The sequence below is a fragment of the Psychrobacter sp. DM4 genome, assembly GCF_051307035.1.
Taxonomy (GTDB): Bacteria; Pseudomonadota; Gammaproteobacteria; order Pseudomonadales; family Moraxellaceae; genus Psychrobacter.
Genome location: NZ_CP195536.1, coordinates 969,950 through 992,020, shown reverse-complemented (window position 1 = coordinate 992,020; position 22,071 = coordinate 969,950). Strand labels below are relative to the sequence as shown.

Genomic DNA, 22,071 nt, shown 5'->3' with positions numbered 1-22,071 from the left:
CCTTGTTACTATATAAAGAACGCAGTATAAAAAACGCAGCCTTGATAGTTAAGGCTGCGTTTTTTATGACTGTTTTTATTTATTGGTGTCTCTTATTTATAGCTTAGATACCGCTATGTTTGCTGACATCATGATGCTCTATGTACTCATTGACTTGTTCTAAGCGTTCAGGAGTACCGACGTCTATCCAATTGTCTTTGATGATGTCTGCGGTTACCTGAAACTTCAACATCGCTTGTCTTAAAAGGGGCGCAAGGGCAGCCGGTTGTCCTGATACTAGACCATCCACCACTCTTGGCGACATAACACTAATGCCTGCGAAAGTGTATTTGTCCGCATCTCCTATCGGCTGCTCACTGGCAAGACCGTTATTGATAGCGAAATCACCACTATCATTGTGCTCAGGATTATCAATTAATAGTAAATGGGCTTTTTGATCATTACCAAGCTTATAATCTTGTAGCTGGCTAAAATCATACATCGTCCACACATCAGAGTTGACCAAGATAAAAGGCGCATCCTTTAGCTTGCCTGTCTGTAATGCCTGAAAGATACCGCCAGCGGTCTCAAGCGGCTCATCTGCTTCAACTGACCACTGCAACGTGACCCCGAACTGCGACCCGTCATCCAAGGTCTCCATCAGCTTATCTGCAAGCCAAGAGGTGTTGATAGTAATGTGAGTGATACCAGCAGCTTGTAACGCTTTTATGTGCCAAACAATTAAAGGTTGTCCGCCTACTTCTACTAGCGGTTTTGGAGTCTCAAGAGTCAGCGGCCGCAAGCGTGTGCCCTTGCCCGCTGCCAAAATCATCGCTTGCGTTATTGCTGGCATATCTGCTCCTTAGTATAATAAAGTGGCGTAATAAATTTAGAGGTATCGTTAAGCAAACTTGATTTGATAAGCAGGTAGTACCGTTTCTGTCATCCATTTATTAAACGGCACTATAGATTGCTTTATGGCGTCATTAACATGAACGGCTAGCCACTCAAGCTCAAAGAGCAAATCGCGCATTACCTTTGGGATGTCCGCTAGATAACGATCTTTGCCATCGCGTTGGGACAGACGGATAAAGATACCTAGCACCTTTAGATGACGCTGCACGCCCATCACGTTGACATCGCTCTCAAATTGCTCAGCACTAGCGGCAGTGACTAAACCCGCTTGCTGTTGTAATTGCCAAAACTCACCAATCCAGTTAGATACTTGCGGCTCTGACCAGTCAACATAAGCGTCGCGTACTAGCGAGACAAGATCATAGCTATAAGCGCCGATAACCGCATCCTGAAAATCAATAACGCCAAGACCGACATGATTGAGGCTCAGATCTGCTTGATCCTGCATCAAATTTCGACTGTGATAATCACGGTGTACAATCACTTGCGGCTGCAAGAGTACTGTATTAACTAAGGCTGTTTTTAGGGTATCCCAAAGCGCGGTATCAAGGGACACATCGATATAAGGGATGAACCACTCACTGAATAAATCCATCTCACGCTCTAGCATCGCCGCATCATAATTTGGCAGCTGATACGTCTGCTTTGCGGTCTCAACCGAGATTTTTTGTAGGTCGATGAGCGTTTGCATTGCTGACTGATAATAATGGTTTACTTGCTTAGGCGTGGCATCAACCAACAAGTGCGCAAACTCCACAGCGCCAAAATCTTGCAAGATCAAAAACCCTTTATCAAGATTTTGTGCAACCAAGGTTGGAACGTTTATGGCAGGTGTCATCAGCTTGGCAACCGTGATAAATTGCTGCATGGTATCTTGCTCATCCGCTGAATCCATGACAATATAACGCGCGGTGACGCTGTCATCCTCTAGCAGTTGCATACGATGATAACGACGTGCGCTGGCATCTCCTGGGAGACTATCTAAAATAAAAACTTGGTCATTAAAGGTATGCTGAAGCCAAACGTTGAGCTCCTGCTGGCGGTGGTGATCGGCGATGTCAGTCATGTTAGGCCTTAAAGATTTTGTTCGAGAATAAATAAAATAGTGACGTCAGCTATCCTAGGTATTTAAAACTAATAAATAGGGCAGATACTTGCTAAAATAGACAGATACGTGTTCTATCATTAGTAACATTTAGCATTGAAGTACTTGTATACCTATACCGAGGTGCGTTTTGTGCCTGACAAAATTCGCTAAACAGTGTAGCTGATTTGATTTTTTTTGACCACAGCAAACCACTATTACTACCGATATTTATAAAGGGGCGGGACTATGTTGCCTATCAGCATTATAATCTGCTACTCGCAAACTTTATATAGCACAGTCCGCAAAGTACGGTTATCATAATAGGCTTATTTGCCTTACTCTTACTATATAGCTGTATTCATTCGTCAAGCTCGACAATCATAGGTGTGCCCTTGTTATATTCTCCGCTTTACCAAAGCATCCGTCTGATCTTGTTTGGTACTCTAGGCCTCTCTAGCATGATTGCAACCGCAGCTGATATTCCAGACGCGCAGCCAAACATGGATAATACTAGCGTTGCACGTTCTGGTGTCAACAATAGCTTGAGGTCCGATACCTATGACACTCTTGTTGTTAATAGCGCTGCTGTAGACGGCAGCTTTGTTGATGACCTCACGGACAACGACAGCACACTAACCGATGTCTCTGATATTAACACCCTAGAAATCACTCAGATAAATAATAATGAAAACCAAACTGCTGGGTCTTTAAAAGTCAACGATGTCAGTCGACCTCAAAGCTCATCTATCGATGCCTCATCGACCGACGCAGTACCTGATAATACGCTTATAGATGTCAGCGATGAGACGATTCAAGACAGCTTAATGCGCTTGGCCGAGTTTTATGAGCTGACGCCTGATAAGACCATCAGCACCTCGCAAGCCAGTATAAACTTGCCACCTACGCTCAGTAACGCTTCTATTAATAGTACTTTGGTAGATGACTCTACAGGGATTGAGCAGGATCTTGTGCAAAGCACTCGTCAGCCGCTACGCCAGTTGGGGACTGACCTAAAACTATTACCAAGTGCCATAGACAGTAGCCAACGCTGCGAGGGTCAGTGGGTCTATCCTACCAGTAGTCCCAATTATAAACGGGCGAGTAATGCTGATCTCAATCAAGATTCAAACGTAGCAAATGCTCAGGCTACCCTCTATGCGGAGTCTGATTATGGCTATTATGACAGTGTCGATTATGCTGAGCTATCGGGCAATGTGATTATCGATCAAGGTACGCAACATATAGAAGCTGACAAAATCGTCTTAGATTTAAATAACAATATCGCAGGTGCTCAAGGTAACGTTTTATTCACCGATCAGGCAACCACTGCGGGCAATAACCAAGCGCCCATCAAGCGCCTACCCACTAACAAAAGAACGTTAACCGATGAAGCAACTGGTGGCGGGCTTATCGGTGTGGCTGATAGCCTAGCATATAGTACGGATACCTCTCAAGCTACTGCTTATGGGGTGGCCTTTGCCAGTGTGCCGCTACAAGCACATGGTTATGCAAAAAAACTCAACCGACCTAACGACACTCAATATGAGCTTGATCAGGTAATGTTTTCGACTTGCCCGCCCACCGATCGCAAATGGCAATTGGAGGCGAGCACTATTGATTTGGACACAGAAACAGGCCGCGGTGAGGCCTATAACACTACTTTTAAAGTAGCAGATATTCCCATTTTCTATCTACCCTATTTTAATTTTCCTATCGATAGTCGACGTAGTAGCGGTTTTTTACTGCCAAGCGCTAGCTTTGAGAGTGAGAGCGGTCTTGAGATTGATGTCCCTTACTATCTGAACTTATCACCTAATTATGATGCTACGATCAATACTCATCTTTATACCAATCGTAACCCTATGCTCTCTGGTGAGTTTCGCTACTTGACCGAGAACTATGGCGAGGGGATCTTTAACGGTTCTTATTTGCCCAACGATAAAGAGTTCAATGATGAAGATCGTACTAGCTTTTTTTATGATCATTATTGGTCCTCTACTAACATTCCTCGCTTAAGCGGCGATGCGACTTATAGCTATGTGTCGGATGAGGAATATCTAAACGATTTTGACACTTTGGGGTTGTCTGACAATACCTTGAACTTACCACGCCGCGCACGCTTAAATTACTATAATGATTATGTCAATGGCGAGCTTAAGGTTGAAACTTTCCAAACCTTGGATGCCTTTAATAATAATGGTGAGGCGTTAGAAGACAAAGATAAGCCCTATTCACGCCTGCCGCAATTATCGCTCAACTACAGACTACCATGGACTGAGAACTTTGATATCACAGGGGTTCACGACTCTGCCTATTTTAAAAAGTCAATTGATGACGGTTCTGAAGACGAAAAAAGTGGGGTACGTCTTTATAACAAGTTGAGTGCAGCTTATCCTGTACAAAAGCCTTGGGGTTATATCAAACCCAAAATTAGCTTACAGCATCTTTATACCTCTTACGATGAGGATAGTCTAGATGATAACGAGCTAAGCGATGAGGAGGGACGTCAATCAGTATTTGTCCCGCAAGTGAGTATTGATGCAGGTTTGAATTTTTATCAAGCCGGCTCTCCTTTTGGTGCTTTTGACGATACGATGGGCGGCTATCAGCTGTTAAGCCCAAGACTCAAATACACCTACTCCCCTTTTGAGGATCAAAACGATATTCCTAACTTCAACACGCGTATTGCCTCAATCAATTATGAGCAGCTATTTTCAGATAGCTGGTTTTTGGGTCAAGACCGTTTGCAAGATTTGCATGCCATTACCCCAGGCGTCAACTATCGTTACATCGATGCAACGGGTGTGACACGTTTTGATGGTAGCATTGCAGAGCAATTTTATATTGACGATGGCCGTGTTACTTTGGACGACGAGACTTCTTTGTTTAATGCTTCATCCTCAGGACTTGTCTGGAACACCAGTACGCAACCTTACAATAATGTTTGGGTTGATGTTAGCGGTGCTCTGACGAGTAATTATGACCTCAACTACTTCACCACTGAACTGCGTTTCCAGCCTTCAAACAATAGTTTATTTAACATCGGCTACGTAAAGCGCCAGCGCGATGATAATACAGATCAGCTGCCACTTTCAGCGTTTACGGCCTCCGCAATATTTCCTGTCAGTGATAAATGGCGCGTGTTGGCACAAGGACAATATGACTATCGCCGCGAAAAAGTACTCGACTCGTTGATCGGTATCGACTACGAGGATTGCTGTATCGGCTTTGCGGTTTATGGTCGTCGTTATTACAATGACTTGAACATCTCAGACAAACCTACAGAAGCGATCATGGCAGAGGTTAGGCTCAATGGCTTAGGTAGTAGTAGCGGACGCTTGACCCGTTTGCTCGCTGACAAAGTATTAGGTTTTGAGCCCGTACAAAGTGCATGGAAAGATTAGCGTTTCAGATTTGCATACAATAGATCAAAAACGATTCTACCCTATCACACAAGCACCACTAATTTGAGATAACAGTTTAAGCTGTAATAGCATTTTTAATTTAAGGTTTGAGCGTAGTGAGTTTACTACTATTCAATACAATGACATTGATGAGGAACATCATGAGATTTTTTTGTTTAAATAAGATAAGTTGCGCCGTACTACTGTCTACGGGCATGATGAGTCTGGGTCTAAGCGCACAAGCAGCTACGGTGACAGCTCCTGTAGCGCAAGCTACCACAAGTACTCAGGGTAGTAGCGAGCGCTTAACGTCGACAAACAGTACAGATGGTATTATTGCCATCGTCAATGACAATGCTATCTTAAAGAGCGATCTTATCGATGCTATTACTCAAACGCAAGCACGAGCCAGAGCTGCAGGCACACCTATAGCGAGCTCTGCTCAATTGCAGTCTGAGGTGCTAAATGCTCTTATTCTACGTGAGTTACAACTCTCATTAGTCAATCGCGTCGGTATCAAGCCTGACAATGCGGCAATCAATCAGCGTCTAGGTCAGATCGCTCAAGCTGAAGGCGTTAGTAGTATAGCTGCATTGCAACAGCGTTTAGATGCCAGTCAAGCCGGTAGTTATGCTGCATTACGAGCACAATTGATAGAAGATGCAGCGATACAATCGCTACAACAGCGTCAAGTGAACAACCGTGTTCGTATTAGCGAACAAGATATTGATGCTTTTTTGTCATCTCCTGAAGCTAAGCGTTTAAACCAAAGCGAATACCAAACTGTCCATGTTCGTATTCCCTATATCGACGATTACAGCCGCTTGTCACAGGCGCAGCGAGATGAAGCTCTAAAGGTAGCTGAAGATCTACGCACGCGTTTGTTACAGCCAAATACAGATATTGACGCTGCTATTGCTGCCACGCAAGGCACTTACCCTATTCCTATACAAGGCGGTGATATGGGCTTTCACAAAGCCGCCTCATTGCCAACTGAATTGTCTAGTGAAATTACAAAGCTTGAGGTAGGTGCTGTTAGCGCGCCGCTCGTGACGCCTGAAGGTATTGATATTATTAAGTTGGCTAGCAAAAAATCAGGCGACACGATGATGGTTCCGCAGTGGCGTACGAGTCATATCTTGGTTAAGGTTGACGAATTACAAACCGATGCTCTAGCAGAACAAAAAATTAATGATTTGTACGCTCAGCTTCAAGGCGGGGCTGATTTTGCAGCTTTAGCTTCTACTTACTCTGATGACCCTGGTTCAGCTGGACGTGGTGGCGATCTTGATTGGGTTAACGAGGCTGATACTGTAGGTTCATTCGAAGCTACTATGAAAAATACTACGGTTGGAGATTACTCAACTCCATTCAAAACCCAATTTGGTTGGCATATTCTTAAAGTAATCGATACGCGCAACTATGATGCTAGTGATGAATATCGCCGTACTATGGCGCGTCAGACTCTGTATCAGCGTCTAGCGCCACAAGCGCGCGAAGACTGGCTACAAGAGCTACGCGCGGGATCATACGTTCAAGTAATAGACTGATTTAAAGAGTCTTAATTGATGCTTGATAAAAAAGCACATGACTCATTATAAGTCATGTGCTTTTTTTGCTTTATAAATTGTTGACTACTAAAATTTAAGATTACAGACAAAGAAAAGCCCCAAACCTAGGGCAATTGGGTTTGGGGCCTTAGTACTTCATATTATTATTGTTTTGCTTCCTTGATGACCCATCCTGAGTCAGGAATAACACCGTATAAGACAGCGGACTGACCTGCTCATAGTGCTATTACCTCAACACCGCATCCATGCTCATCCTTGTGTTGATAACGCTATTTTAGGTGAGTTTAAACAGCGCAGCTAGCGGTTAAATGCGCTATTTTGTGTAAGCATATACTTACATATTGACGATTACTTATACCACTTAAAGTGCCGCTGTTAATGTCGCTGCTTTTGAATCTTTTGCATGCTCCTTTGAGATCTCCTTACCATCTTCCTTGCCTTCCTCTATTTTGTTGTCAGCTTCTTCAATATCATCAGCGTCTTTTGTTGGAGCATTTTGTTCTTGCTTGGTCGCTTCTTCTGGCTCGTATTGTAAGGTTGTTAGTACAGGAAAATGGTCAGAGCCGATAGATGGCATACGCTGAATATCAACAACGGTAAAGCAAGCACTGTGAAAGATATGATCAAGTGCCCAGCGTAAGAATGGATAGTCGGCATGAAAGGTGTTGATAAAATGTCGACCGATACGAGGATCTAATAGACCTGAGATACGCTGAAAACGCCGTGTGGTCTTGGACCAAGCCACGTCGTTCAAGTCTCCTGCTAGTATCGCTGTTTGGTCATTTTCTTTGATATGTTTGCCAACCATTAATAGCTCTGCATCACGAGTGGTTGATTTGTCCGCTTCAGTTGGACTTGGTGGCATAGGATGCAAGCAATAAAGCCAGATTACGCGTCCCTCTTGCAAGCGCAGCTGCGTATGGATTGAGGGTATATCATCGATCATCAGGTACTTAACTTCAGGGTCAATAAGTTCAAGCTTGGAATACAGATGCATGCCGTAAAGATTATCCAAAGGTATCTTTACCGTATAGGGATAGTCCTCTTCTACAACGCTAAGCGCCTGCTCCCATTTTTTATCTGACTCAAGGGTGATTAAGATATCAGGCTGTTTTTGTTCAACCAGATCGACTAGCTTTTGAGTGTCATCATTAGGCGTTAATACATTTGACACCATAATTTTGATTTGATGCAAATCGGGTTTATCTTTGGCTTTTTGTACCTCTTTTTTCCATATTCTAGTATAAGGTAGCACCATTCTTAGCTGAAACGCGAGCGTACCACTGAGTGAAATAAATAGCAGCCACTGACCCAATTGCCATTCAGGCCAAAATATAAGCATCCCAATCCAAGCAATAACACCTAAAGCTAAAATTTGAATACGTGGAAAATCAACGGCGCGTACCCACCAGTTGTCTAGTGGCAGCCAGCCCCAAGCCGTAATAAAAGCGATGAATCCAGCCAGTACTTGTACGCCATAATATAAGAAGGAGGAGTCCATAAAATTTATTAACCCGTAGTAACCAAAATGTGATAAAAGACCGCCCTGATGCTACTAGCATACTATAGTAGCGTTGGTAGTGACCTGCCATTTAATAGAGCATACTTTAGCATCTCAGGACGCCCTCGCCTACCTTTTAGCCTAGCATGTCGTAAAAATAACACATATAAAATCGTAGCCAGACAACAGTATGCATCCCTCAAGTCAATACTGAGTCGTCAGCTTATTAACAACCTATATCAAACAAATCAATAAATTTGGAATAATACTGGCGAGTTATTATAAAATTGAGGGAATACTATGAAATACCTTGATTTTTATGCGCAATAACGGCATTGTTATCGGTTGGCATAGCTACAGATAATCAAAGAATAGGAAAACGGTTCATGAGAAATTTGACAGTGGGTTTGGTAGGCTGGCGCGGTATGGTTGGGTCAGTACTGATAGAGCGTATGCGTGAAGAAAACGACTTTGATGGTATGACGCCCGTATTCTTCTCAACCAGTAATGCTGGTGGCGACGCGCCAAAATTCGAGGGTGTTAAGACCAATCAGCTAAAAGATGCTCATGATATTGAGGCGTTAACTGGCTGTGATGTCATTATTACCTGCCAAGGTGGCGACTACACACAAAAGGTTCACCAGCCGCTGCGTGATAGCGGCTGGAATGGCTACTGGATTGATGCGGCGAGTACGTTACGCATGAAGGATAACAGTATCATCATTTTAGATCCGGTCAATCGTAGCGTTATTGATACCGCGTTAGCTAACGGTACCAAAGACTTTATCGGTGGTAACTGTACTGTCTCCCTTATGCTAATGGCTATCGGTGAGCTGTTCAATAGAGGCTGGGTTGAATGGGTTAGCGCCATGACTTATCAAGCAGCGAGTGGCTCTGGCGCGAATAATATGCGCGAGCTGATCAGCGGTATGGGTGTGTTGCACAATGCGGTTGAGAGTGAACTTGTCAATCCTGCTAGTGCTATCTTAGATATCGATAAAAAGATCGCTGATACGCAGCGTTCAGCAGACTTTCCTCAGCAGTATTTCGGAGTACCGCTCGCAGGTAGCCTGATTCCTTATATCGATGTGCAAATGGATAACAAGCAGTCAAAAGAGGAATGGAAAGGCGGCGTTGAAACCAATAAAATCTTGGGCAATGACGCTAATAGCAATGTCCCTATCGATGGTATGTGTGTGCGTATTGGTGCCATGCGCTGTCACGCGCAAGGCTTAACGATCAAGCTTAAAAAGGATATTCCTCTTGATGAGATCGAAAACGCTCTAAAAAATAGCGGCAATCAGTGGCTTGATGTGGTTGAAGATGATAAAGAGGCCACGATCAACCGTTTAACGCCAGTTGCCGTGACTGGTACTCTAACCGTAGCATTAGGGCGCTTACGTAAGCTGAATATGGGTCCTGAGTATCTTGGCGCTTTTACCGTCGGCGATCAACTACTGTGGGGCGCAGCAGAACCCTTGCGTCGTATGCTGGGTATCATTCGTGAGCAAAATAACTAATCTACGTTTAAACAAAGAAAAGACAGCGATTGCTGTCTTTTTATTTGGGTATTATTTAATCAACATTGCATGTGCTTATTGATAGCGGATCATCACCTCATTGCGGCGTAAAAACGGTAACGTCCACGGCGTATCATAACGCGCCAGCTCAGGATCACCTGTAGGTGTCAGATTTTGACCCTGTATCCACGTGCGTAATTCTTCTGTCTTATCATCTACTTTATTGCTTCCAGTAAACCCTGAAAATTTGATGACACCATAAGTTTGCATTGGTACTTCGATGATCTCAACTGCTGGATTATTTGGTTTTGGCAGTGTCTGCATAGTGTACTGACTTGGCATCACAAAACGTACGCGCCATTTGCCATCAGTTTGTTGCCCATTATTTTGAATAGTTACAGGAGCAGTCATAGCAATCTCTTGCGAGGGCTGCATTTTGACTGGTGCTGTCATACTAATCTTGCTGCTTTCCCCACTTGGCGCCGTGTTATTACCAAAAATGAAATCGGCGAGTACTTTAAAGCCTTTGTTACTCGCATCCTTCTGATCTCCCGATACTAACGTCTGTGCCACAATTTGTGAATCATAACGACGTAGCTCAAACTCATCTGATTGACTTATTACAGTGTAATCGGGCTCTTCGACGGCCATAGCGGCTCCTGATGCGAATAACAAACTGCCAAGAGACAGATAGAAGATAGATTTCATGTTGTGTCTCCCGCACTAAAATAACTTGCACATAACAAGATAAATTGTGAATAAAAGGGTTATCATAATTTTGAGCGATATTGTAATAATCGTTGATTTTATTACTTTGGCTACTGTAGCAACAATATGAGACTTATGTCTGTGTCTTTAGGGTAGTGGCAGATTTACAGTTTGTTATATAGATATCTGTAGCCAAACTAATTGTTAGTGGTGATATAATTGGCATCATTTTTATCGACTAACTAGTGATTTACATATGCAATTTACTTTACATAAGACAGCAAGTGGTGAGACTCGAGCACGCCGCGGTACCGTGCACCTCAATCATGGTAATGTGCAAACACCTGCGTTCATGCCTGTCGGTACTTATGGTACAGTCAAAGGTATGCTACCACGTGACATCGAAGCAATTGGCGCTGATATTGTCTTAGGCAATACCTTTCATTTATGGCTACGTCCAGGTACTGATATCATTGATAAATTTGGTGGTTTGCATAAATTTATGCATTGGGACAAGCCTATCTTGACAGATTCAGGCGGCTTTCAGGTCTTTAGCCTCGGTGCTATGCGCAAAATTACTGAAGAAGGCGTTCATTTCAAGTCCCCTATTGACGGCGCAAAGGTGTTTTTGTCACCTGAAAAGTCCATGCAGATTCAATACAGTCTAAATTCAGACATTGTGATGCAATTCGATGAGTGTACGCCCTATCCTGCTACTCATGATGAGGCCAAAAAATCCTTGGAGCTGTCATTGCGCTGGGGACAACGCTGCCTTGATGAGCATCAAAAACTAGGTAGCACCAACGCCCTATTTGGTATCATTCAGGGCAGTATGTATGCAAATTTGCGCCAGCAGTCACTAGATGGACTCCTTGAGATAGGATTCGATGGGTATGCTATTGGTGGGCTATCTGTTGGTGAGCCAAAAGATGAGATGATGGATGTTTTGGACTACATGCCAGAGGCCATGCCAGCGGACAAACCGCGCTATCTCATGGGCGTGGGTAAGCCTGAAGATATCGTTGAGGCCGTACGCCGCGGCGTTGATATGTTCGATTGTGTGATGCCAACTCGCAATGCTCGTAATGGTCATTACTTCGTCACAGGGAATGCCGAAAACGTCGGTGTCGTACGTATTCGTAACAGTCAATACCGAGAAGATACTGGCCCGCTTGATCCAGAGTGCGATTGCTATACGTGTCAGAACTTTAGCCGCGCTTACTTGTATCATTTAAATAAATGCAAAGAGATGCTTGGCGCACAATTAGCGACCATTCACAATTTGCGCTATTATCAGCGCCTTATGCAAGGTATCAGAGACGCTATCGAACAAGATCGATTTGATGACTTCGTCACTGAGTTTTATAGCAAACGCGGACAGGATGTTCCAAAGCTAGATCTGCGCTAGCTATCATAATGGCGACTAGATATAGTCACTTTTACTTTATCAGCCTGAGATATTACAAAGCCAAAAACGCCAGTCAACTCTCATTGACTGGCATTTTTATTGATGATACCGATAAAAGCTTAGCTTTAGTAGATATCATCGTCTGGTAGCTGACTCATTGGAATGTCAGGGTGTTTTCTCAAGTGCAAGATAGCAGCAATTAATCCGCCCCATATCAATAGCATTGAGATAATCATAAAAATAATTGCTGAAGTACTCATAATATATTCCTATTATATCGTTTATCTAACCGTTATCTACGGGCATCGTCAAGCGCGCGTGACTTATCATCTTCAGCATCATGCAAGCCTTTCATACGGGTTAGTATAAATGCACCTAGACCAAAGAAGACCACTACGCCCCAACCAAATAACAAGAGAATAGAAGTAGAATAACCCTCATAAGGCTCTTGTACTAAGTTAATAAGCTTAAGACCCAAAGCTACTGTTAGCACCGTAGGTGTAATGACCGTCAACATAAATACCCAAGCGCCGCCAAGCTTGACGCTAGAGATGCGGTTGATATGAGCAAGCAAGCCTGGAATCTTGTTACGATTAAACCAAGTCACCCAAACGATAGACATGAGGCCACCAGCGACGATGCCGATGTTGTTGGCAAAATGATCAATAACGTCGACCAAGACTAGCGAGCTGCCCGTAGAGAAAGCTGCGATCGAGATAATCGCACAGACGCCAACGATTGAGGCCACGGCTTTTTTACGTGACCAATCAAACTTGTCTTGAAACGCAGAGATTGGGACTTCTAAGATACTAATAAGTGAGCTGATACCAGCAACTACTAGTGAGCCAAAGAATAAGAAACCAACAAAATCACCGCTGGCACCCATAGTAGAGATGATTTTTGGGAAAACAAAGAACGCCAGTCCGACGCCGCCACTAGCTACTTCTGAAACGTCTTGACCTGTCGACATCGCCATAAAACCGATCGCAGCAAAGATACCGATACCAGCGATAAGCTCAAACGATGAGTTCGCAAAACCAACGACTAAACCTGCGCCAGTTAAGTTCGTATTCTTTTTGAGGTAGGAGGCATACGTTACCATGATACCAAAACCAACTGATAAAGAGAAAAACACATGACCGTAAGCGGCCAGCCACACATTAGGATCTTGCATTTTTGTCCAATTAGGCTCAAAGAAAGCATTGATACCGATAACCGCACCTGGCAAGGTCAACGCTTTGAATACCATGATACCGAATAAGACAATAAGCAGTGGAATACAGATTTTGTTAGCAAGCTCAACGCCCTTACGAATACCACCAAACATAATCAAGATAGCAAGTACCCAAACAATAACAAGGCCTGTAAACATCTGCGGTACAAATACTGAAGTCAGCTCCCCTGTATGTTGGACAAAATCACTGACAAAGAAAGTTGTGGTATCCTCGCCCCATTTTTGTCCAAAGGAGAAAAACATGTAGCTGCCTGCCCAAACGATAACAGCAGCGTAATAAATAGCGATGACAAAGGAGACTAGCGTCTGCCACCATCCGACAAACTGAGCGGAGGGCACCATTTTTTTGTAGGCACGAGGCGCAGCGGCGCGATATTTGTGACCGATAATATAGTCCAAAAATAATAGAGGAATACCCGCGGTCAACAACGCAATAAGGTAGGGTACCATAAATGCCCCGCCCCCATTATCATAGGCTACATAGGGGAACCGCCATATATTACCTAGTCCGACCGCTGAACCGACAGCGGCTAGAATAAACCCAGTTCGACTGGACCAGCTTTCTCTTGGCTCTGCCATAAAGCACTCCTAAATTTGTTTGCAAGTCCCTTTGAGCTATTTAGCTTAGTAAAGGGTAAATACTCAAAGAGACGACAAGTCAGTTATTGGTTAAAATAAGTTACTAGAATCTAACGCTATATGACTAGGAAGTTTCTGCTAATCGTTACAAAAAGTCAAGAACTGATAAACACAAAAAAGCCATAACTTAGTGTTATGGCTTTTAAAGAATGAAAGTCTACTTTAGCGTACTACGCCGCGCTGGCTTTGTTGTAGGGAATCAATGAGCAGTTGAATCTTTGGCTCTTGCGGTAGCATATCTTGATGGAGCACTTCAAGCGCTTGTACGGTGGTAAGACCCGATCTATAAATAACGCGGTAGGCTTGGCGCAGTACATCAATGGTCTCTTTGGGCCAGTTTTTACGGCGCATGCCCTCAACATTGAGACCGTGAGCACTTGCAGGATTACCAGACACCATAGTAAAGGCAGCGACATCTTTTAAAATTAAGCTGGCACCGCCAATCAAGCTATAGTCGTCTACGCGGCAAAACTGATGTATACCTGAATTACCACCAATAATAGTATGATCACCGATGATCACATGCCCTGCGATACCGACGTTATTAGCAAATATATTGTGATCACCGATAATGCAATCATGCGCCACATGAGTGTTTACCATCAGTAGATTATGACTGCCAATCTTGGTCAAACCCTTCTCCTGCATGGTTCCTCGATGCAAACTACAAGCTTCGCGGATAGTATTATGGTCTCCTATCTCAAGCCAAGTACGTTCGCCGTCATATTTTAGATCCTGACAGTCCTCTCCTACACTTGCAAACTGATAGATCTGGTTGTGTTGTCCGATACGAGTCAGTTTGGATACCACCACATGTCTATGCAAAGTAGTATGAGCGCCAATGCTCACCTCGTCCCCTATTATGCAATAAGGTCCTATGACAGCGGTGTCATCAATCGTAGCGGATGGTGAGATGATTGCTGTAGGGTGAATCTGACTCATAGTGCAGGCCTTTGTAGGTCTCAATTATACAAAAATGATCTAGGTGTAAGGGTGCTAGCATGCCTCTGACATTGTTATTTGTCAGGTTGCTCTTGACGGGCAATCATAATTTGGGCGCTAGCAGCCAGCTGATTCTCTACGTGTACGGTACAATCAAACTTGTAGATACCGCGTTTTTGCATGACGGTTTTAGCGCGAATAATTAGCTGATCACCAGGAATTACGCGGCGCTTGAAACGAACCTTATCAACACCTGCAAACAGATATAAGTAACCATCTTCTGCGGTTAAGCCTGCACTAATAAATCCAAGTACCCCTGAGACCTGCGCCATTGACTCTACCATCAATACACCTGGCATAATGGGCTCACCTGGAAAATGACCATTAAAGAACTCTTCATTGATCGTAACGTTCTTGATACCTATGATGGATTCATCAGGTTTGCAAGCTGTAATCTTGTCGACCAGCATAAAAGGGTAGCGATGCGGCAAGTAATGCTTAAGCGTATGATAAGTCAAAGGTAGGGTGAGTCCCTGCTCTGCTAATTTGCTGATATCAGTATCAGTGAGGGTTTCAAAATCAGTAGTGCTCATAATATGCTTTCCTTGCTATCTCAGCGATTATTTACAACGGGATGACCATTATACGCTCTTTTAATCGTAGCCTAATTTTCGAAACCTAACCGCAGCTTTGCGCCATTTAGCAGTCGGCATTGCAGCTGTACCTGAGGAATAAGGGCCGGGCGTTTTTATTGATTTGGTCACCATCGTCATGCCAGATAGTGTGACGTCGTCAGTGATAGCAACGTGACCTGTAATGCCGACAGCGCCACCTATGATACATCGTTTGCCAATGGTAGTGCTCCCAGCAATACCCGTTTGCGCCGCAATAGCACTACCATCGCCAATGCGTACGTTATGAGCGATCTGCACCAGATTGTCGATAATAACATGATTACCGATTACCGTATCATCGATAGCGCCGCGATCTACGCAAGTATTGCTACCGATGCGGACGTGATCACCGATAATAACGCGACCTAATTGCGCAATGCGCTCCCAGCCACTTGTACTAGGGTCTACTGTTGGTGCAAAGCCAAAGCCCTCAGCACCAATGCTTGCACCAGCATGCAAACGCACATGATTACCTAAAACGCAGTGATGACTCAGCACCACCTGAGAGTTAAGGATGCAGTCGGTACCGATAGTAGCATAAGCCTCGATAACAACATGAGCATCTAAGCAACTACGCGCGCCGATAGCGACTTGTTCATCGATCACGCAAAAAGGTCCAATGCTAACCGACTCACCTAGTATTGCACTATCATCAATACTAGCAGTGGGATGAATACGGCTAGTCTTTGACGTAAATGCAAACCGCTGACTACTATTAGCATAAGCCAAATAAGGATTGTCAACGACTATGGCAACGACGCCTACTGGTACTTGCTGCTGATACTTTTGGGTCACTAAGACTGCGCCTGCCTGACTTTGAGCCAAACTGGAGATGTAGCTGGGATCCGCCAAAAAGCTCAACTGCGCTGCATTGGCATCGACGAGACTACCTATACCAGTCAAGCTCAGCTGCAATTGCTTGGCACTCAGCTCAGCCTTATTCAGTACTGGCTGACGCCTCTCAATTTGAGTAATAAGGTGCTCAATCGTTATCATAATTGATCGTAGTATTGTAGGTATAAGTAAACAGTCGTCAAATCTAAAATCAGTCTGACGACTTATTGAATAACAGCGCATTACTACAAGGTTTGAGGTGTTAAACCTGTAGTAAATCACGACTAGTAGTAGATAAGGACATAGCTATGCTTAGTCCTTAAAAGGTACTACCGATCTGGAACTGAACTTTTTCAGTCTCATCGCCTTCTTTGTCACCGATTGGCACCGCGTAGCTTAATGATATAGGACCAATAGGCGTATACCACGTCACACCAGCTCCTGCACTAAAACGTAAGCCATTATCTTGTGTCAGTAGCTTTACAGGACTGCCATCAGGATTGAGTGTGACATTGCCGTTTGGATCGACGAAGTTTGTGTCTTCTCTGCCGGTCGTATCGAATACTTGTCCGCCTTCAGCGAATAGTACAGGACGAACTTGATCCGCCCAATCGCCTTTGAATGGTAAGGGTAGGATTAGCTCAGTCCCGAACGTCGCTAGTGCGTTACCACCAACTTCTTCGTCTCTGATGCTACGTATGTCTTGATCACTGATAGCATCAGCGTAACTTTGTGATTTAGGACCTAAAGTTGAGGACTCATAACCTCGAACGGAGCCATAACCACCCGCATAAAAGTTCTCGTAAAAGGGAAGATCATTACCGTAACCGAGCTTAGTATAACCACGCGCTACTACGTCTTTATAAAGTGGATAGTAGACATTACCGCGATAGATAAGCTTTTGATAATTAACATCACCAAGACCAATGGTCGCATCAACCGTATGACTCATGCCTTTGGTTGGAAATACGGGACGGTCAAGCGTACTGTAGTCCCAGCCAAGGAGCAAATTATAGGTCGTATAGTCGTTTTTAAAGCCGGTACGACCTTCAAATTCACCAGTGAAGTTCTCAAAAGAGCCGCCATCATCAATGATTCGATCTACGTTTGAGACCCCTAAATTACGACCACCACGGACATCGGTGTTATCGATATTTAACCCTGCGCTCACGCGCTTAGTTTCATCAACAGGATAGCTATAGTTGAGCGTAGCGCCATAAGAGTCAGTAACATAGTTGCTAACGTTGCGATCATCGAACTTGGTCTCGCGGTAGTAGGCGCTAACGCCTTGTGATACCCCGTTTTCGGTAAAGTAAGGATCGGTATAACCCAAGCTATATGAATCACGTGTCTCTGAACGCGATAACGCTGCTTTGACACGGTTACCCGTACCCATAAAGTTGTTTTGAGTGAGATCTAACTGAAAAGTAACACCGCCACTTTGTGAATAACCAGCGGCAATCGTTGAGCTGCCAGAAGGCTGCTCAACTACAGTATAGTTGATATCGATCTGGTCAGGCTGGTTGGGTACTGGTTTGACATCGACATTGACGCTCTTAAAAAACCCAGTACGCATCAGGCGCGTACGTGACAGTTGAATATCACGATTAGAGGTCAATGCGCCCTCTAGCTGTCGCATCTCGCGGCGTAGCACCTGGTCTTGGGTCTTAATATTTCCATCAAAGTTAATACGGCGAACATAGATGGGACGCGCAGGATCGATGTAATAATCGACGTCGACAATTTTGGTCTCATCATTGATGCGCGATACAGGACGTACTTGTGCAAAGTAATAGCCATCGTTGCCGTAGCGATTTTTTAGCGCAGCGGTTGTCTCATCGAGATTTGCTTGAGAGTACTGCTCACTGGGGGCAAAAGTGACAAGTTCTCTTAATTCATTATTCTCAAAAGTAGGCTGGCCTAAAAAATTCACTTCACCAAACTGATACTGCTCACCTTCACTGAGGCTCACTTCAATAAAGACACTGCTCTTGTCTTCACTGATATTAAGTATGGCATTGTCGACATTGAAGCGTACGTAGCCATCGTTCTGATATAGCGCTTTCAAACTCTCCAAACTTGCCGCCAGCTTCTCTTTGGCGTAGCGATCGGATTTTGACAATAGACGCGTCCAAGAGGACTCTTTTACCGCAAAGACGTCTTTGATATCCTCATCACTAAAATGACTGTTGCCAATGATATTAATATCGACAACTTTAGCAGGCTTACCTTCAATAAAGCGCACATCCAGTTTGACGCGGTTGCCATCGAGTAGTGTTTGATCCACCTCAATATTGCTATTGTAATATCCTTGACTGATATACTGCTGCTGTAGCTCGTTTGCCACCGCCTGCAAGGTCGATTGTTTAAGTACATCCCCAGCGGATAAACCCGCGCTTGCAAGTCCTTCTTCTAGCCCCTCTTTAGGAATGAGCTTATTGCCTTCAAAGTTGACTTCGGCGATAACAGGACGCTCAACCATGTCAAAACGCAGCTGATTGCCCTCGACACGGCTTTGAATATTGGCAAAATTATCAGTGGCATACAGTGCCTTGATACTTGCCGCAAGACTGCTATCAGTAACGGTATCGCCAACTTCGATTGGCAGTACAGGATATAGGCTGTCAGGGGTCAAGCGCTGTAACCCTGTAAAACCGATATCGGTCACTACAAAGGTGGCAGCCTGTACAGGCACACTCATCATCGCTACAACTAACGGCAACCCAGCCGCACTCATCAATAAAGGCGTACGCATAAACACTATCCGTCAATAAAAAACTTGCTTAAGTTAAGGTAAAACTATACATGGTCAAGCGCTATCGAATACTAGTAAGACAAGTACATGATGAGCCGCTAAGGACACTTTATATAAAACGTATCACAAAATAAACTAAAAATTACGATTAGTACAGTAGCTAGTCTCTTAGACTGTCAGTAGCATACCGTTATAAATCAAGTATTACTACCTCTTAGCCATTAACCTATCGCGTCTGACTCTGCAAAGCACAGTACGCCTCTTTAAAACAGTCGGCTGATATCATTACCAATAGCTAACACCATGAAACCTGCCAGCAAGAGTAAACCGATATTCAAACCTGCTATTTGTACACCTTCAGGCAAAGGCTTACCGCGAATGAGCTCGATCACATAATAAACGATATGACCACCATCAAGTACTGGAATCGGCAGTAAGTTGAGCACTGCTAGACTCAGGCTAATCAATGCAGCGGTAGATAGTACCATCTCCCAACTGATATCAAAACTCTGTTTGGCAACCTTGGCGATTGTAATCGGTCCTGACAAGTTGTCTAGCCCTATCATACCTGAGAGCATCTTGCCCATTGAGCTGACAGTCATAACGGCCAGTTGCTCAGTCTTTTTGAACGATTGAACCAAAGCGGCGCCTGCGCCATACTCAACGGTAGTCTTATAAGCATCTGGAATCACAATGTCAGTCTGTGCAACCATAGCCCCAATCTGTCCGTAACGATTGCCCAGAGTGTCTTTTTTGGCTTGAGGCATAATCTGTAGCATCACAGGGTCGCCATCACGCAATACGCTAAAATTAAGCAGTGTTTCTGGGTTATCTCTAATGACTCGCGTCGCACTGATCCAATCGGTTATGAGCGTATCATTAATAGCGGTAATTTGATCACCAGCTTGCATACCTTGCAAACTTGCAGCGCCATCAGCTGACAGCTCACCAATGACAGGTGCAATTTGTGGTTGCCAAGGGAGCATGCCAAAGCTAGTTAAGGCATCTTTACCTTGAGCATCGCCTTGCATAAACTCTGTTACAGGTGCCAGATAGGTTTGAGTAGCTTGCTCAGCAGATTCCAGAGTGATGCTGATGTTTTGCGTCTCACCCATACGGTTCGCTAAGCGGTAATTAATTCCCTCCCATGTCTGCACTTTATGACCATCTATAGCGATAATCTTGTCGCCGACTGGCATGTTCGCTATCGCTGCAGGAGTATCGGGTAGTATTTGTCCAATCTTGGTGGCTAATTGCTCGGATGGCGTCATGAACAGCACCCAAAACAGAGCAATAGCAATGATAAAATTCATCAAAGAACCTGCCGCGACAACGGCTATCTTTTTGAGTGGATGCTGACGGTTAAACGCTAAATGTAACTCATCTGCGGAAACCTCGCCTTCACGCTCATCGAGCATCTTGACGTAGCCGCCTAGGGGTAGCGCTGAGATACGATAATCAATACCGCTCTTTTTGCTCGTCCAACCTGCGATTTTGGGACCAAAACCAATAGAGTAGGTTAAGACTTTGACGCCGCAAAGCCTTGCTACGATATAATGTCCCCACTCATGCAAGGCAATAAGCGGACCTAATACAAAAATAGCGGCTAGTAGTGTTAATAAAAAAGTCATAAATCGCCTCGCTTGAACGGTGCTGCATCAGGATGAATCTATGCCATTTTGGAGACAATCATTTTAGTATGACGGCGTGCTAAGGTATCAATAGCCAAAATATCATCGATATCAGCGTCACGGCCCAGCGTAGATACTGACACTTGGGTTAGCGTGCGCTCATTGATATCAGCAATATCTGTCAGGCGAATCTGCCCGTCTAAGAATGAAGCAACCGCTATCTCGTTAGCAGCATTGAGTACGATCGTGGCCTGCGTACCTGCTTGCATCGCCTGTCTTGCTAAACGCAAACATGCAAATTTTTGTAAATCGGGTTTAATGAATTCTAAGGCGCTCAGTGCAAATAAGTCTAAAGGCTGCGAGCCACTATCAATACGATTGGGATAGCTTAGAGCATGAGCAATGGGTGTCTTCATATCTGGACTACCGAGCTGCGCCAAATAGCTACCGTCGCTATATTCTACCATTGAGTGAATGATACTTTGCGGATGCATAACGACGTTTATTTTATCCTCTGGCAAATCAAACAAATGACAGGCTTCTATTAGCTCAAGCCCTTTGTTCATCATTGTCGCAGAATCCACTGATATCTTTTGACCCATAGACCAATTAGGGTGTTTGACCGCTTGAGCCACACTTGCTCGCTGCATCTGCTCAAAAGTTTGATTCAAAAAAGGCCCACCTGATGCGGTCAGCCATAATTTGCGCACGCCATGACTGACATCATGAATTTGTGCATGGTCTTGTTGAATACTTGCAGGCAAGCATTGAAATATTGCATTGTGCTCTGAGTCGATCGGTAGCAGTGTCGCCTTGTGGGTTTTGACAGCGCGGATAAGCACTTCGCCTGCCATCACTAGCGCCTCTTTATTGGCTAGCAAAATACGTTTGCCTGCGCGCGCAGCGGCCAAAGTAGATGGCAATCCTGCTGCGCCAACGATAGCGGCCACAACCGTATCCGTTTGTACGTCAGTGGCAATGTCGATCAGACCTGCTTTGCCGCCTACCACATCAATAGACAAGCCCGCTGCGCTTAAACGCTGAGCAAAACTATCAACATCCTTTGTAGGCACGCAGACACGCGTGGGCTTGAACTGCTGACAAAGCGCAAATAATTTGTCCAAGCGCTGATACCCTGATAAGGCATAAACGGTGTAATCCTGCGGATGATCCGCCAAAATAGCGAGCGTGCTATCCCCAATTGAACCCGTTGCGCCCAGTACAGCGATGCGTTGCGTCATAACTGTCACTACCTATAAATATTGAAAG

At 44.4% G+C, this 22,071-nt stretch carries 16 protein-coding genes; 4 read left to right on the top strand and 12 right to left on the bottom strand.

Translation table 11 applies throughout. The annotated features are described in order from the left end of the window. Positions 1-103 precede the first annotated feature (103 nt). Both murU and ACR64G_RS04400 read right to left on the bottom strand, forming a co-directional pair. Positions 104-832 carry an N-acetylmuramate alpha-1-phosphate uridylyltransferase MurU gene (gene murU / locus ACR64G_RS04405; RefSeq protein WP_435980309.1) on the bottom strand — a complete coding sequence of 243 codons (729 nt, stop codon included), beginning with the start codon at positions 830-832 and terminating at the stop codon, positions 104-106. Between the two features lie 48 nt (positions 833-880). After that, the gene (locus tag ACR64G_RS04400; protein ID WP_435980308.1) at positions 881-1,960 is read right to left on the bottom strand and encodes an aminoglycoside phosphotransferase family protein; all 1,080 of its coding nucleotides are present in this window, start codon (positions 1,958-1,960) and stop codon (positions 881-883) included. Between the two features lie 413 nt (positions 1,961-2,373). On the opposite strand from ACR64G_RS04400, the gene ACR64G_RS04395 reads away from it, so the two are divergent. After that, entirely contained in the window at positions 2,374-5,385 is a 3,012-nt protein-coding gene (locus tag ACR64G_RS04395) for an LPS-assembly protein LptD (RefSeq protein WP_435980307.1), read from the top strand. A 161-nt stretch (positions 5,386-5,546) separates the two neighbouring features. Next, the gene (locus tag ACR64G_RS04390; protein ID WP_435980306.1) at positions 5,547-6,935 is read left to right on the top strand and encodes a peptidylprolyl isomerase; all 1,389 of its coding nucleotides are present in this window, start codon (positions 5,547-5,549) and stop codon (positions 6,933-6,935) included. 382 nt (positions 6,936-7,317) lie between these two features. On the opposite strand, the gene ACR64G_RS04385 is transcribed toward ACR64G_RS04390, so the two are convergent. Beyond that, entirely contained in the window at positions 7,318-8,457 is a 1,140-nt protein-coding gene (locus ACR64G_RS04385; RefSeq protein ID WP_435980305.1) for an endonuclease/exonuclease/phosphatase family protein, read from the bottom strand. A 395-nt stretch (positions 8,458-8,852) separates the two neighbouring features. Here ACR64G_RS04385 and asd point away from each other — a divergent pair, with 395 nt between their 5' ends. After that, positions 8,853-9,977, top strand: coding sequence for an aspartate-semialdehyde dehydrogenase (gene asd / locus ACR64G_RS04380; RefSeq protein ID WP_435980638.1), 1,125 nt, complete (start codon positions 8,853-8,855; stop codon positions 9,975-9,977). 75 nt (positions 9,978-10,052) lie between these two features. On the opposite strand, the gene ACR64G_RS04375 is transcribed toward asd, so the two are convergent. After that, positions 10,053-10,685: an SOUL family heme-binding protein gene (locus ACR64G_RS04375; RefSeq protein WP_435980304.1), complete on the bottom strand. Its 633-nt coding sequence runs from the start codon at positions 10,683-10,685 to the stop codon at positions 10,053-10,055. Positions 10,686-10,941: 256 nt separating this feature from the next. Here ACR64G_RS04375 and tgt point away from each other — a divergent pair, with 256 nt between their 5' ends. Beyond that, positions 10,942-12,093, top strand: coding sequence for a tRNA guanosine(34) transglycosylase Tgt (gene tgt / locus ACR64G_RS04370; RefSeq protein ID WP_435980303.1), 1,152 nt, complete (start codon positions 10,942-10,944; stop codon positions 12,091-12,093). Positions 12,094-12,218: 125 nt separating this feature from the next. On the opposite strand, the gene ACR64G_RS04365 is transcribed toward tgt, so the two are convergent. The 8 genes from ACR64G_RS04365 to ispC form a co-directional block, all read right to left on the bottom strand. Next, positions 12,219-12,353, bottom strand: coding sequence for a methionine/alanine import family NSS transporter small subunit (locus ACR64G_RS04365; protein WP_435980302.1), 135 nt, complete (start codon positions 12,351-12,353; stop codon positions 12,219-12,221). 32 nt (positions 12,354-12,385) lie between these two features. Beyond that, positions 12,386-13,906, bottom strand: coding sequence for a sodium-dependent transporter (locus tag ACR64G_RS04360; RefSeq protein WP_435980301.1), 1,521 nt, complete (start codon positions 13,904-13,906; stop codon positions 12,386-12,388). A 222-nt stretch (positions 13,907-14,128) separates the two neighbouring features. Continuing rightward, a complete protein-coding gene (lpxA, locus tag ACR64G_RS04355) occupies positions 14,129-14,908 on the bottom strand; it encodes an acyl-ACP--UDP-N-acetylglucosamine O-acyltransferase (protein WP_435980300.1) in 780 nt (259 codons plus the stop codon). Between the two features lie 74 nt (positions 14,909-14,982). Beyond that, complete coding sequence (gene fabZ / locus ACR64G_RS04350) at positions 14,983-15,501, bottom strand: 3-hydroxyacyl-ACP dehydratase FabZ (RefSeq protein ID WP_435980299.1); 519 nt, start codon at positions 15,499-15,501, stop codon at positions 14,983-14,985. Between the two features lie 60 nt (positions 15,502-15,561). After that, positions 15,562-16,578: a UDP-3-O-(3-hydroxymyristoyl)glucosamine N-acyltransferase gene (lpxD, locus tag ACR64G_RS04345; RefSeq protein ID WP_435980298.1), complete on the bottom strand. Its 1,017-nt coding sequence runs from the start codon at positions 16,576-16,578 to the stop codon at positions 15,562-15,564. A gap of 157 nt (positions 16,579-16,735) precedes the next feature. Further along, positions 16,736-19,171, bottom strand: a complete 2,436-nt coding sequence (gene bamA / locus ACR64G_RS04340) for an outer membrane protein assembly factor BamA (RefSeq protein WP_435980297.1) — start codon at positions 19,169-19,171, stop codon at positions 16,736-16,738. A gap of 263 nt (positions 19,172-19,434) precedes the next feature. Then, positions 19,435-20,802, bottom strand: a complete 1,368-nt coding sequence (gene rseP, locus ACR64G_RS04335; RefSeq protein WP_435980296.1) for an RIP metalloprotease RseP — start codon at positions 20,800-20,802, stop codon at positions 19,435-19,437. A gap of 38 nt (positions 20,803-20,840) precedes the next feature. Beyond that, positions 20,841-22,043 (bottom strand): 1-deoxy-D-xylulose-5-phosphate reductoisomerase, encoded by a 1,203-nt coding sequence (gene ispC / locus ACR64G_RS04330; RefSeq protein ID WP_435980295.1) that lies wholly within the window; start codon positions 22,041-22,043, stop codon positions 20,841-20,843. Positions 22,044-22,071 lie beyond the last annotated feature (28 nt).

What these genes read in the sequence shown, in the direction of transcription:
- murU (WP_435980309.1), bottom strand. Translation starts at nt 832, where the DNA reads ATGCCAGCAATAACGCAAGCGATGATTTTGGCAGCGGGCAAGGGCACA.
- ACR64G_RS04400 (WP_435980308.1), bottom strand. Translation starts at nt 1,960, where the DNA reads ATGACTGACATCGCCGATCACCACCGCCAGCAGGAGCTCAACGTTTGG.
- ACR64G_RS04390 (WP_435980306.1), top strand. Translation starts at nt 5,547, where the DNA reads ATGAGATTTTTTTGTTTAAATAAGATAAGTTGCGCCGTACTACTGTCT.
- ACR64G_RS04385 (WP_435980305.1), bottom strand. Translation starts at nt 8,457, where the DNA reads ATGGACTCCTCCTTCTTATATTATGGCGTACAAGTACTGGCTGGATTC.
- ACR64G_RS04375 (WP_435980304.1), bottom strand. Translation starts at nt 10,685, where the DNA reads ATGAAATCTATCTTCTATCTGTCTCTTGGCAGTTTGTTATTCGCATCA.
- tgt (WP_435980303.1), top strand. Translation starts at nt 10,942, where the DNA reads ATGCAATTTACTTTACATAAGACAGCAAGTGGTGAGACTCGAGCACGC.
- ACR64G_RS04365 (WP_435980302.1), bottom strand. Translation starts at nt 12,353, where the DNA reads ATGAGTACTTCAGCAATTATTTTTATGATTATCTCAATGCTATTGATA.
- ACR64G_RS04360 (WP_435980301.1), bottom strand. Translation starts at nt 13,906, where the DNA reads ATGGCAGAGCCAAGAGAAAGCTGGTCCAGTCGAACTGGGTTTATTCTA.
- lpxA (WP_435980300.1), bottom strand. Translation starts at nt 14,908, where the DNA reads ATGAGTCAGATTCACCCTACAGCAATCATCTCACCATCCGCTACGATT.
- fabZ (WP_435980299.1), bottom strand. Translation starts at nt 15,501, where the DNA reads ATGAGCACTACTGATTTTGAAACCCTCACTGATACTGATATCAGCAAA.
- lpxD (WP_435980298.1), bottom strand. Translation starts at nt 16,578, where the DNA reads ATGATAACGATTGAGCACCTTATTACTCAAATTGAGAGGCGTCAGCCA.
- bamA (WP_435980297.1), bottom strand. Translation starts at nt 19,171, where the DNA reads ATGCGTACGCCTTTATTGATGAGTGCGGCTGGGTTGCCGTTAGTTGTA.
- rseP (WP_435980296.1), bottom strand. Translation starts at nt 20,802, where the DNA reads ATGACTTTTTTATTAACACTACTAGCCGCTATTTTTGTATTAGGTCCG.
- ispC (WP_435980295.1), bottom strand. Translation starts at nt 22,043, where the DNA reads ATGACGCAACGCATCGCTGTACTGGGCGCAACGGGTTCAATTGGGGAT.